Raw genomic sequence first — 11,697 nt, 5'->3', positions numbered from 1 at the left:
CAAATCTATCCGAGGAGAGTGCATGTCCGCGTCCCGCACGCCCCGGACGGCGATCGCCGTCCGCCACGTCCCCTTCGAAGACCTCGGGATCCTCGCCCCGCTGCTGGCGGCGCGCGGCTACGAGACCACACTGCTCGACGCCGGCATCGACGCGATCGACCCGGACGCCGTCGCCTGCACGGACCTGCTCCTCGTCCTCGGCGGACCGATCGGCGTGTACGACGAGGATCGGTATCCCTTCCTGCACTCCTCGAAGGCGGCTCTCGCGACCCGGCTCGCCACGGGCGGCGCCACGCTCGGCGTCTGTCTCGGCGCCCAGCTCCTGGCCGAGGCTCTGGGCGCAGAGGTACGCCCGACCGGGGCCGTCGAGATCGGCTACGGCCCACTCGCACTCACCCCCGAGGGCCGGGACTCCGTCCTCGCCCCTCTCGACGGCGAGCCCGTGCTGCACTGGCACGGCGACGAGTTCGCGATCCCCGCCGGGGCGCACTCCCTGGCGCACACGCCCGGCTTCCCCCATCAGGCCTTCGCCGTCGCGCGCGCGCTCGGACTCCAGTTCCACCTGGAAGCCGACCACCGGGTCATCGAGCGCTGGCTCATCGGTCACGCGCACGAGCTCCATCACCACGGCATCGACCCGCGGACGATCCGGGAGCAGGCGCAGCGGCACGGCCCGCGGCTCGAGGCCCTCGCCATCCGTGTGCTGAGCGACTGGCTCGACGAGGTCGAGGCGTAGCAGGCGGGCAGGGGAAGAGGCCGGACCCCCAGCGAATCCGGCCTCTGCTCCCCTCGACCTCAGGCGGCGCGACGCAGCGGCACCGTCGGGAAGTCGATCGGCACGTCGAGCGCGATGTTCACGTAGTTCGTGAAGAGGTTCAGCGCGACCTGGCCGATGGTCTCGACGATCTGCTCGTCGCTCCAGCCGTGCGCGCGGAGAGCGTCGACGTCGGCCGAGGTTACCTGACCCCGCTCCTCGACGAGCTTGAGCGCGAAGGCCAGCAGAGCGGCCGTACGAGGGTCGTCGGAGTTGCCGGCCTGGGCCTCGGCGAGCGCTTCGGTCGTGAGGCCCGCCTTCTTGCCGAGCGCGGTGTGCGCCGCGAGGCAGTAGCCGCAGGAGTTGCGGTTCGCGACCGCGACCGCGATCTGCTCACCGAGGGCCGCGCCGAGCGTGCCCCCACCGTAGGCGCCGAAAGCGCTCCACATGCTGGTGAGCGCGGCGGGCGAGTTCGCGACCGCGCGGAACATGGCGGGGACGGCGCCGAAGGCGGAGCCGATCTGCTCGAGCTGCTCCTTGACGGGGCCGGTGGCGGTCTCACGGTCGACGAGAGGGACGTTGGGCATGGGGTGCTCCTTTGTGTTTCGGACGGGCCGGATTCGGCTTCCCCTCCAGTCTTGCTCGCCGCGCAGTACGATACGCATCATTTGATCTTGCGTTCGTGACATATCGTCCAGAAGAATGGAAGCATGCCACCGCTCGACCGCCTCACCCCGCTGCTCGACCGCTTCCGGGTGCGCAGCCGCCTGTTCCACACCGGACCCCTGTGCGGGACCACGGTCTTCGCCGCGAGTGCGGGCCACGGCTTCCTCCACGTGCTGCGTCGCGGCGAGATGGAGGTGACGCACCAGCGCCCGGACGGCGGCATCGAGCGCGAGACGATCACCCGCCCGAGCCTGCTGTTCTTCCCGCGCCCGGTCGACCACACCTTCCTCAACGCCCCGACCGATGAATCCGACTTCGCCTGCGCGACGATCGACTTCGACGGCGGAGCCACGCACCCGCTCGTCCGCACCCTCCCCTCGGTGATCGTCCTGCCGCTCGACGAGGTGTCCACTCTCGCCCCCGCGCTGGACCTCCTGTTCGCCGAGGTCGACAACGTGCGCTGCGGTCGTCCGCTGCTGGCGGACCGGATGTTCGAGGTCGTGCTCATCCAGCTCCTGCGCTGGATGCTCGACCACTCCGGCGATCTCACTCTCCCGCCGGGGCTGCTGCCCGGCCTGGCCGACGAACGCCTCGCACCCGCCCTCGTGGCGATGCATGAGGCCCCCGGCGAGCCGTGGACGCTCGACACTCTCGCGCGGACCGCCGCGATGTCGCGCAGCGCCTTCGCGGCGCGCTTCAAGGAGGTCGTGGGCCGAGCGCCGGGCGACTACCTCACCGAGTGGCGCCTCACGATCGCCCAGGAACAGCTCCGTGCGGGGATGTCCGTGAGCGCTGTGGCCGCCGACCTCGGCTATGCGAGCGCCTCCGCCTTCTCCCGCGCGTTCGCCCAGCGGCTCGGTCGCTCTCCGCGGGCCTGGCTCGGCCTCGCCGCCTGAGCTCAGCCGCCGGCTGACATCACGGCAGCGACCCCGGTCACGATCCGGTCGAGGTCGCCGGCCGTGAGCGAAGGGTGCACGGGGAGGGAGAGCACCTCCTGCGCTGCCCGTTCGGTCTCCGGAAGCTCGTCGGCCGGCGCGAAGCGCGCCAGCGAGGGTAGCCGGTGGTTCGGGATCGGGTAGTAGACGCCGGAGCCCACCCCGTGTTCGTCGCGGAGTGCGTCGCGCACCCGGTCGCGCTCCCCCGCGGCGACCCGCACCGTGTACTGGTGGTAGACGTGCTCGGCGCCCTCCGCGACCGCAGGCACGGTGAGCCCGTCGATGCCGGCGAGCGCGCCGTCGAGGAATGCGGCGTTCTCCTGGCGCTGGCGGATCCAGGCGGCGACCCGCCCGAGCTGCACCCGACCGACCGCGGCGTGCACCTCGCTCATCCGGTTGTTGTAGCCGACGACCTCGTTCGCGTACTGGGTCTCCATACCCTGGTTGCGCAGCAGTCGGACCCGGCGCGCGACCTGCTCATCGACGCACGAGACCATGCCGCCCTCGATCGCCGTCATGTTCTTCGTCGGGTAGAGGCTGAACATGCCGAACCTGCCGATGGTCCCGGCCGGCCGGCCTCGCCAGGCGGCGCCGTGGGCCTGCGCGGCGTCCTCGTAGATGTCCAGGCCATGGTCCCTGGCGACCTCCTCGATGTCGTCCACGAGGAACGGATGCCCGTACAGGTGCACCGGCATGATGCCTTTCGTGCGGGCGGTGACGGCGGCACGGACCCGCGCCGGATCCAGCGTGAAGTGCCTCGGCTCGATGTCGACGAACACCGGCGTCGCGCCGGCCAGGACCACGGAGTTCGCCACCGCCGCGAAGGTGAAGGACGGCACGATCACCTCGTCGCCCGGGCCGACACCGGAGGCGAGCAGGCCCAGGAGCTGGCCGCTCGTCCCCGAGTTCACCGCGACGGTGGTGCGGCCCTCCACGAACTGCGTCGCGAACTCGCGCTCGAACGCCGCCACCTCGGGGCCCTGGGCGAGCATGCCGCTGCGGAGCACGCGTTCGACGGCTGCCACCTCGTCGTCGCCGATGAGCGGCGCGGCGGCCGGGATGAAGTCCTTCTGCATGGGTATGTCCTTCGTCGGGAACGGCTCGGCGCGAGCCGGATCGGAGGTGGAGGCAGGAATCGAACCTGCGTGCACGGTCTTGCGGACCGCGACCTGGCCACTCGGTCACTCCACCGGGTCAGATGTCCTCACGCGCCCGGCGGCGAGTACCCCTGCAGGAAGCGGCCGAAGCGCTGCACCGCATCGATCAGCGTGTCGGTCCCGGGCAGGAAGGCGAGGCGCACGTGATCGGTGTCGGCGCCGTTGAAGGCGCGGCCGTGCACCAGCAGGATGTGCTCCGCGTCGAGGAAGTCGAGCACCAGACGCTCGTCGTCACGGATGCCGAACACCTCAGGGTCGAGGCGCGGGAAGAGGTAGAGCCCTCCACCCGCCTCCTGCACATCGACGCCGGGGATGGCTCGGAGCGCGGCCGTGGCGGCGTCGCGCTGCATTGTCAGCCGCCCCTCGGCCGCGACGAGCGCGTCGAGCGATGCGTCGTGCTCCAGGGCCGCCGTGATCGCGTGCTGTGCCGGCACGGACGCGCACATCCGCATCGAGGCGAGCAGCCGCAGACCGGAGAGGAAGGGGTCATCGGCAGCGAACCCGGTCGTCAACGCCCAGGCGGCCCGATACCCGGCGACGCGGTGCGTCTTCGACAGGCCGGCGAAGGTGACGCAGGGCACGTCGGGGGCGACCTGCGCCGTGGAGACGTGCGTGAATCCGGGGTACACGACACGGTCGTAGATCTCGTCCGACAGCAGCAGCAGACCATGGCGACGGGCGAGCTCCGCCACGCCCTCCAGGGTCTCCCGCGGGTAGACCGCGCCGGTGGGGTTGTTCGGGTTGATGATGACGATGGCCACGGTCCGTGGGCCGATCGCCGCCGCCATGGCCTCGAGATCCGGGAGCCACCCGGCCTCCTCCGCGCAGCGGTAGTGCACGGGCTCACCCCCGGCGAGGACAGTCGATGCGGTCCACAGCGGATAGTCGGGACTCGGGATGAGGACCTCGTCGCCCGGCTCCAGCAGCGCCTGCAACGTGAGACCCACCAGCTCGGACACGCCGTTGCCGACGGTCACCGCCTCGATCCCGAGGGACGGGAACCCGGCCCGGCGCGAGTAGTGCACGCGGATCGCCTCCCTCGTCTCCGGAAGGCCCGGTGATTCCGAGTACCCATGGGCGTGCGGAAGAGCCTCGCGCAGGGCCTCCACGATGACCGGCGGCGCCTCGAAACCGAACGGGGCCGGGTTGCCGATGTTCAGGCGGAGGATCTGCTCGCCGCGGGCTTCCAACTCGGCCGCACGCTCGGCCACCGGACCCCGCAGGTCGTAGAGCACGCCGTCCAGGCGCGATGATCGGCCGATCCGGAACGGGGCCCTGGCCGTCATTCGTCCCCCTCGGCCTCGGCCGGACCGGAAGCGGCGGCGATGTCGTCGGCCAGTCGTCGCAGGTCGGCGTCGTCGAGGTCGTGCACCGTCAGACGCAGATGGTGGCCGCCGGGCGAGCCGTCCTCCAGCGCGAACTCGGACCCCGGTCGAACGAGCCATCCGCGGTGCGCGAGCCGCTCGGCGACGACCGCGGCCTCCTCGCGGACATCGACCCACGCATTCAGACCGCTCTCCGCGGTGACGTCCGATCCACGGGCGGAGACGAGCGCGGCGAAGGACCTGTTGCGCGCGGCGTATCGGGCCCCCGCCTTCGCGATGAGCCGGTGCACGTCTTCGTCACGGAGCATGGTCGCGGCGAGCTGCTGCATGACGTGGCTCACCCACATCGTGCCGGGGCTGAGCCGGAGGGCGAGGCGCTCGGCGGTGACGGGGTCGGACGCGGTGAGGGCCAGCCGCATGTCGGGTCCGAGGAACTTGGACACCGACCGCACGAGAGCCCACCGTTCGTGGCCCGGTCCGATGACGGTGGCGTACGGAGTCGGGGCGAGCAGCGAGAAGTGGTCGTCCTCGATCACCAGGACGTGGGGGTGCGGAGCGAGCACCTCGCGCAGCGCCGCGGCACGCGCGGGACTGATGCTGACCCCGGTGGGGTTGTGCGCGCGGGGCGTGCAGACGATCGCGCGCACACCGCTCTCCAGAGCGTCACGCACGCCCTCCACGGTCATGCCCTCGTCGTCGACGGGTATCGCGACGGGCGTGTACCCCGCCAGACGCGCGGTCTGGATGCTCGAGAGGAAGCACGGATCCTCGAGACCCACCCGGTCGCCGTGCACGAGCGTCTGAGCGAGCAGGCGCTCCACCGCGTCGACCGCCCCGGCGGTGACCGAAAGGCGGAAGGGGCGAGGCTGGTCCTCCGCGATCCATCGGGTCGCCCACTCGGCGAGACCGGCATCGATCACCGACTCGCCGTAGAGGACGGGGCTCGGGTGCACGGCTGCGAGAGCGGCGGCGAGGTCGGGAAGGAGGGCCGCCTGAGGGTTGCCGTTGGCGATGTCGCGGAGCGCAGTTCCGGGCGTGAAGCCCTCATCCGGCGTGGCGACGGGTCCGAGCACGGTCGTCCCTGTGCGCCCGCCGGTGGTCGCGATACGGGCGGTGACGAGTGCGCGGTAGGCGGCGAGCACAGTGTTGCGATTGACGCCGAGCCGCTCGGCCAGCGTGCGGACCGGCGGCAAGCGGTCCCCGGCGACGAGCGTCCCCCGTTCGACGAGGTCGCGCACGCTCTCCGAGATCTCCGCGGCGGTGACGCCGCTGATCCCGTCGGTCTCGTCGTCTCTGCTCTCCGCCGCTGCCATGACTCGACGGTAGGGGAGATTTTGACCTATGTCAAAATCTCCCCGGGGATCAGGGGCGGTCGTCGACCTCCACGCCGTCCTCGATCTCCTCAGGCTCCAGGTCGGTCACGTCGACCTCGGGTGCGTCGCCCTCCCCGTTGTTCGCGGTCGGGGGCTCGCCGTGGAATCCGGTCGTCTCGTCCTGTCGCGGATCGGTCATGATGCCTCCTCGGTTGATGGGACTTCATGATCGGCCCGCCGCGCTGCCGGAGCGAGCACCTTGACAACGCCGCCTCCGGTGGCCCGGCTCCCGATGCACGCAGGCGGAGCCCAGGTACACCGGTTACCGTTCAGGAGCGGTCGGTCCCCACGGATCTCCTCCCGCATCCCGCACGATCACCGCGATCCCCCGACAGAGGACACGATGACCCCCGGCACTCTCCCCCTCGCCGCTTCCGCCCCCGGCTACGACGGATTCATCGGCTGGGTGCTCAGCCTGATCGAGACCCTGGGCGAGGTCGGCGTCGGCCTCGCCGTGCTCATCGAGACGTTCGTCCCGCCGATCCCCTCGGAGGCGATCCTCCCGGCGGCGGGATTCCTTGCCTACGACGGGCGGATGAACGCCTGGGGCGCCTGGGCCGCGGCCACCATCGGCGGACTCGTCGGTGCATGGATCTGGTATGCACTCGGCGCGGCCGTGGGCCGGGACCGCACACGGCGCATCGTCGGACGCATCCCCCTTCTCGACCACGACGACTTCGACAAGGCCGAGGCGTTCTTCGCGCGCTGGGGCGGCGGTGCCGTGCTGTTCGGTCGCTGCGTGCCCCTCGTGCGCTCGTTCATCTCGATCCCGGCCGGCATCGAGCGCATGGCGCTGTGGAAGTTCACGCTGTACACGCTGGTCGGCTCGGCGGTCTGGAACGGCATCTGGATCGGCCTGGGCTTCGCCTTCGGCCCCGCCATCCGGCCGATCCTCGAGCAGTGGAGCGGCGTGATCTCCGATGTGGTCGTCGGCGTGCTCATCCTGCTGCTTCTGGTGTTCATCGCGCTGCGCATCCGCCGCCGCATGCGCGAAGCCGCGGCACGGCGGGCAGAGGACAACGGTCAGGCCTGAGGCCCCTCCGCTCGACGACAGCGGCCGCCGAGCGGAGAGCGCCGCGCCGATCAGTCCTGCGTCACCGCGGAGCGCGGTAGGGCCACCGCGTCGGAGGGGATGACGAGCGTCGGTCTGGTCGCGTGATGGAGGACGTCCGCCGAGGTGCTGCCGAGAACTGTCGCGGTGAGCCCGCGCCTCCCTCGCGACCCCAGCACGATCAAACCGCTGTCACGGTCCTCCGCGGCCGCAATGATCGCTTCCGACGCCGAGACGACGGAGGAGGACACCAGCGGTTGCGCACGGAGGCCGAGCGTGACGGCGAACTCCGCACCCGCGGCGGCGATCTTCTCAGAAGCGTCGAGCAATGCCGCATCCAGCCCGTCCAGCCCCTCCAGGACGGGGTGACCCTGGAGGTGGGCTGCGAAGGCTTCCATCGGCTGCCGCGCGAAGAAGACCACGGCTTCAGCGCCCGGGAACAAGGCCGCGGCGGCATGCACAGCGGTTCGGGCGTTGGGCGATCCGTCATAGGCGATGAGGAGTCTGGGAGTGGACATGTTCGTTTCCTTCGTTCGGTGGGGCTGTTCCGACGTCCTGGGGTTCACAGCGTGCGGGCGGAGATCGTCTCCACCGTCCGGTCGGGCCGCCGGGTGCGGAACAGTGCGGCGACGAGCAGGGCGCCGACCAGGGCGATACCGCCTGCCGCGATGAACGCGGCCGAGTATCCGGAGGTGAGGGCCTCGGCGTCACCCAGGTGGCTCGCACCGAAACCTGCGGCGATCGCGGACACCGCCGCGAGGCCGATCGCAGACCCCACCTGATAGCTCGTGTTGACGATGCCGGAGGCGAGGCCGCCCTCCTCCGGCGGTGCGGACGAGATCGCCACCTGCAGGGAGGGGATGAACGCGAGGGCCTGCCCGAAAGCGACGACCAGCGACGGCCCGAAAGCATCGACCCAGTAGTTCCCCTCCGGGCGGATGAGCGCCATCCAGCCGAGCCCGGCGGCGAGCACGACCAGCCCCAGGACGATGGGCACCTTCGGCCCGAAGGCGGCGATCACGCGCGGAGCCAGCACGATCATCCCGATCATGATGAGAGCAGTCATCGGCAGCAGTGCCGCACCGGCGGGGAAGGCACTGAAACCGAGCACCTGCTGCAGGTAGAGGTTGAGGAAGAACCACATCGGGATCCACGCGGCACCGAGCAGCACCTGCGCGAGGTTCGCCGCACCGAGATTCGGCGACCGGAAGATCGACAGGCGCATGAGCGGCTCCCGCTTCACACGCTGGATGAGGAGGAACAGCGCCAGCAGGACGACACCGGCGCCGATGGCGATCCAGGTCTCGGCGGCCGCCCACCCGACGACCTCGGCGCGCACGATGCCGTAGACCAGCGCGGCGAGCCCGAGGGTCACGGTGAGGGCACCGAGGACATCCACGGACCCCTTCGCGCCGAGCGTGCCGCCGGGAAGCGCACGCCACATCACCGCGAGGACGAGCACCGCGATCGGGACGTTGATGAAGAACACCCAGGGCCAGGATGCGAACTCGGTGATGACGCCGCCGAGGAACACGCCCGCGGTGCCGCCGGCCGGAGCCGCCGCCCCGTAGAACGCCATCGCCTTCGTGAGTTCGCGCGGGTTGTGCCCGAAGAGCATCATCAGCAGCGTGAGCGCGGCGGGCGCGATGAGGGCGGAACCCGCACCCTGCAACACGCGTCCGACGAGCTCGGTGGCGACATCTCCCGCGAATCCGGCCACCAGGGAGCCAGCCCCGAGGATGACCCATCCCGTGGCGAACATGCGCCGAGGGCCGAACAGATCGGACAGGCGACCGCCGAGGAGCAGCAGGCCGCCAAGGGCGATCACGTAGGCGTTGAAGACCCAGGAGAGGGTGTTCGGGGTGAACCCGAGGTCCTCCTGCATCCGGGGCAGCGCCACGCCGATGATGGACGCGTCCATGATGACCATGAACTGCGCCAGGGCGATGAGCGTCAGGCCCCACCACCGCGCGGGACTTCTCGTTGACGATGACACGTCGTTCTCCATTCCGTCGGGTAGAGACGCCAGTCGGCGTCTCTCGTTTTAATACCCTAGGGGGGTATGGTATTCCCGACAAGCTGAAGAGGTCGTTCGTGGCAGAGCCAGGTGTCAACCGGCGGCGTCGGCCGCGACGATGTCGCCGAGCTTCCAGGACCGATCGAAGTACGGCTGCAGCGGCCCGTAGAAACGGAAGTAGCTGAACCAGTGCCGCCCCGGAATCGTCTGCACCCAGTTCGAGCGCCCCTCCGTCGGCGGCTCCGGGCCGAACCACAGATCGACGGAGCCGTCCTCGTTGTATCGGAGGTCCTCATCGCGCGACCCGCGGTCGCCGCGCTGCTGCTCGTTGTCGATGAGGCAGCGGGTGTCGGAGTCGTACACCGTCGCAGACCAGAACAGCTTCGCCGGCACGTCCGCCGGCACGTGCAGGCGATAGGTGCGGGCACCGTCGAGCCACTCTCCGTCGGCATCGGTGTAGGCACCGAGGTAGGCCTGCCCGACACCGGGAGTGGTGCTCTTCATCGCCTCCGAGAAGCTGACGGCCTCGTAGAACCATGAGGCCCTCTCGAGGAGCTCGTCATAGCCGTCGCCCCGCTGCGCGGAGTTGTCCAGGACGATCGCCTGCTCCCACACACGGTCGGGCCAGTAGCTCCCCTGCGCGAAGCGCTTCGCGAACGTGTTCGCCTGCGCCATCAGCTCACCCGCTTCGGCGCCGCGCTCCAGGATGCGGGTGAGACGGTCGTCCGGTGCGAAGGGCTCCCCGACGCGGATGCCGAGCTGCCGCAGCATCGCGAGATAGAAGCGATCGCGTTCGTCGACGACCTCCGACTGGTAGATGCGGTGCAGAAGACGCCAGTAGTCCATGCCGCGCGGCTGATCGCCGCTCCACGGCCGACCGTCCGGAGAGATGATGCGCGTCGGTGCGGGGTCCTCCCGATCGCGGTACGGGTAGATCCGTACGGCGCGCACGAGGGCATCGGCGCGCTCCGGATCAGGGTCGAGCGTGCGGAAGCCGAACATGATGTTGACCCCGGAGGACTGCAGGATCCGGAACTCGGCCGTGATGTCTGCGGGGACGGTCGCCCCGGGCGCGACGATCACGTACTTGCCGCCGCGCCCCTGGTCCGGCCCCATCTCCCCCATCGCCCCGACCTCCCGCTGCCAGAAGTCGGAGACGCCGCCGGCCGTGTGCCCCGGGGGCAGGTCGATGACCAGCGGTCCGGTCTCGGCGAGGTCGAAGAAGTTCAGGATGTACGGCGTCGTGGCATTCGCCGTGATGAGGCCGAGGCGGTCGCGATACGTCAGGTATCGGACGAGATCACTGCTCGTCGCACCGAAGACCTCCTCGTGCTGCGACTTCCACTGCGCGTAGGAGACGAGCGGAAGAGCCCAGAGGTAGGCCTGGCAGGCGAACTGGAAGTCCAGCTCGTCGAAGATCGCGGGGATCGACTCCCGCGCCGGCAGCTCGCCGTCCTTCCGTACCCCGTCGAGTCCGCTCGCTCCGGTCATATCCGTCCCCCTCTGTCAGCGCGCTCCCGTACTGCGCGAATCGGCTCCGCCTGAACCCCGACAGTAGTGGGGCGGACGAGCACGCGGAAGAGGTGTGATGTCGGCGGGGCGGGGCACGATGGTGGCATGACGGACGGCTACGACCCCGCGTTCCTCGGCATCCCGCTGCCGCTGCCCGTGCCCCCGATGCCGGTGCGCGCGCTCCCTGCGCCCCGGTTCACGGTGCTGCTCGATCCGGAACGGCGCCTCGCCGCGGTGACGGGCGTGACCATCGATGGCGCCCGCCTGCGGGATCTCCCGCGCACGGGTGAGTGGCGCCTCGACCCCCGGGTGCCCGCGGAGGAACAGGCGGGGTCCGCCGTCTACGCCCGGAACGACCTCGACCGCGGACACCTCGTCCGTCGCCGCGACCCGGGCTGGGGGGAGCTCGACGAGGCCCGCGCCGCTGCGGAAGCCACCTTCACCTACCCCAACGCGGCCCCGCAGGCGGCCGCCTTCAACCAGTCGAAGGACCTCTGGCTCGGGTTGGAGGACCACGTGCTGGCGTATGCCGAGGCGACCGCGCAGCGCCTGTCGGTGTTCACGGCCCCGGTGCTCGCGGACGCCGACCCGCCGTACCGCGGCATCCGCGTGCCCCTGCAGTACTGGAAGATCGTGGCGTGGCGCTCCGAGGACCGACTCGCGGCCGCCGCATTCATCCTCGACCAGACCGAGCTCGTGGACACGCGGGAGGGCGTCTTCGCCGTCGCGAGTCTCGGGGCCTTCCGCACGTTCCAAGTACCGGTCGCCGAGGTGACCGCCCTCACCGGAGTCGACCTCGGCCCCCTTCCCGACGCCGATGTGCTCCCCCGGCGCGGACTCCGCGAGACGGCATGGCGCCCGCTGCACACCGCCGACGACATCGTCCTGTGACAGCGGGCACCCCGCG

General features: G+C 70.6%; 12 protein-coding genes and 1 tRNA gene. 4 read left to right on the top strand and 9 right to left on the bottom strand.

What is annotated here, in order from left to right; all coding sequences use genetic code 11:
* The first annotated feature begins 22 nt into the window (after nucleotides 1–22).
* Nucleotides 23–736 (top strand): glutamine amidotransferase, encoded by a 714-nt coding sequence (locus tag AB0310_RS14000; RefSeq protein WP_366237488.1) that lies wholly within the window; start codon nucleotides 23–25, stop codon nucleotides 734–736.
* Between the two features lie 59 nt (nucleotides 737–795).
* On the opposite strand, the gene AB0310_RS13995 is transcribed toward AB0310_RS14000, so the two are convergent.
* Nucleotides 796–1,341 (bottom strand): carboxymuconolactone decarboxylase family protein, encoded by a 546-nt coding sequence (locus tag AB0310_RS13995; protein WP_268776613.1) that lies wholly within the window; start codon nucleotides 1,339–1,341, stop codon nucleotides 796–798.
* 123 nt (nucleotides 1,342–1,464) lie between these two features.
* On the opposite strand from AB0310_RS13995, the gene AB0310_RS13990 reads away from it, so the two are divergent.
* The gene (locus AB0310_RS13990) at nucleotides 1,465–2,316 is read left to right on the top strand and encodes an AraC family transcriptional regulator (protein ID WP_187662362.1); all 852 of its coding nucleotides are present in this window, start codon (nucleotides 1,465–1,467) and stop codon (nucleotides 2,314–2,316) included.
* A gap of 2 nt (nucleotides 2,317–2,318) precedes the next feature.
* Here the strand turns inward: AB0310_RS13990 and AB0310_RS13985 are convergent, their stop codons facing one another.
* The 5 genes from AB0310_RS13985 to AB0310_RS13965 form a co-directional block, all read right to left on the bottom strand.
* Nucleotides 2,319–3,431: a DegT/DnrJ/EryC1/StrS family aminotransferase gene (locus AB0310_RS13985; RefSeq protein WP_187662363.1), complete on the bottom strand. Its 1,113-nt coding sequence runs from the start codon at nucleotides 3,429–3,431 to the stop codon at nucleotides 2,319–2,321.
* A 44-nt stretch (nucleotides 3,432–3,475) separates the two neighbouring features.
* Nucleotides 3,476–3,546: transfer RNA gene (locus tag AB0310_RS13980), tRNA-Cys, on the bottom strand.
* A gap of 13 nt (nucleotides 3,547–3,559) precedes the next feature.
* Nucleotides 3,560–4,798, bottom strand: coding sequence for an aminotransferase class I/II-fold pyridoxal phosphate-dependent enzyme (locus tag AB0310_RS13975; protein ID WP_187662364.1), 1,239 nt, complete (start codon nucleotides 4,796–4,798; stop codon nucleotides 3,560–3,562).
* Nucleotides 4,795–6,150, bottom strand: a complete 1,356-nt coding sequence (locus tag AB0310_RS13970; protein ID WP_187662365.1) for an aminotransferase class I/II-fold pyridoxal phosphate-dependent enzyme — start codon at nucleotides 6,148–6,150, stop codon at nucleotides 4,795–4,797. Before AB0310_RS13970 ends, AB0310_RS13975 begins: the two co-directional genes overlap by 4 nt.
* Before the next feature lie 49 nt (nucleotides 6,151–6,199).
* Nucleotides 6,200–6,349, bottom strand: coding sequence for a hypothetical protein (locus tag AB0310_RS13965; protein WP_187662366.1), 150 nt, complete (start codon nucleotides 6,347–6,349; stop codon nucleotides 6,200–6,202).
* 204 nt (nucleotides 6,350–6,553) lie between these two features.
* Here AB0310_RS13965 and AB0310_RS13960 point away from each other — a divergent pair, with 204 nt between their 5' ends.
* Nucleotides 6,554–7,243, top strand: coding sequence for a DedA family protein (locus AB0310_RS13960; RefSeq protein WP_187662367.1), 690 nt, complete (start codon nucleotides 6,554–6,556; stop codon nucleotides 7,241–7,243).
* 50 nt (nucleotides 7,244–7,293) lie between these two features.
* On the opposite strand, the gene AB0310_RS13955 is transcribed toward AB0310_RS13960, so the two are convergent.
* The 3 genes from AB0310_RS13955 to AB0310_RS13945 all read right to left on the bottom strand — a co-directional run bounded on the left by AB0310_RS13955 (nucleotide 7,294) and on the right by AB0310_RS13945 (nucleotide 10,769).
* Nucleotides 7,294–7,779, bottom strand: a complete 486-nt coding sequence (locus AB0310_RS13955) for a universal stress protein (protein ID WP_366237487.1) — start codon at nucleotides 7,777–7,779, stop codon at nucleotides 7,294–7,296.
* A 44-nt stretch (nucleotides 7,780–7,823) separates the two neighbouring features.
* A complete protein-coding gene (locus tag AB0310_RS13950; RefSeq protein ID WP_268776607.1) occupies nucleotides 7,824–9,257 on the bottom strand; it encodes an MFS transporter in 1,434 nt (477 codons plus the stop codon).
* A 114-nt stretch (nucleotides 9,258–9,371) separates the two neighbouring features.
* Nucleotides 9,372–10,769 (bottom strand): DUF1254 domain-containing protein, encoded by a 1,398-nt coding sequence (locus AB0310_RS13945; protein ID WP_366237486.1) that lies wholly within the window; start codon nucleotides 10,767–10,769, stop codon nucleotides 9,372–9,374.
* 126 nt (nucleotides 10,770–10,895) lie between these two features.
* Between AB0310_RS13945 and AB0310_RS13940 the strand changes: the two genes are divergently transcribed.
* Complete coding sequence (locus AB0310_RS13940) at nucleotides 10,896–11,681, top strand: DNA/RNA non-specific endonuclease (RefSeq protein ID WP_187662369.1); 786 nt, start codon at nucleotides 10,896–10,898, stop codon at nucleotides 11,679–11,681.
* Nucleotides 11,682–11,697 lie beyond the last annotated feature (16 nt).

Origin of the sequence: Microbacterium meiriae (assembly GCF_040702565.1) — a bacterium.
GTDB classification, from domain to species: Bacteria; Actinomycetota; Actinomycetes; order Actinomycetales; family Microbacteriaceae; genus Microbacterium; species Microbacterium meiriae.
The sequence above is the reverse complement of the archived record's forward strand: the minus strand, read 5'-3'. Positions and strand labels throughout refer to the sequence as shown.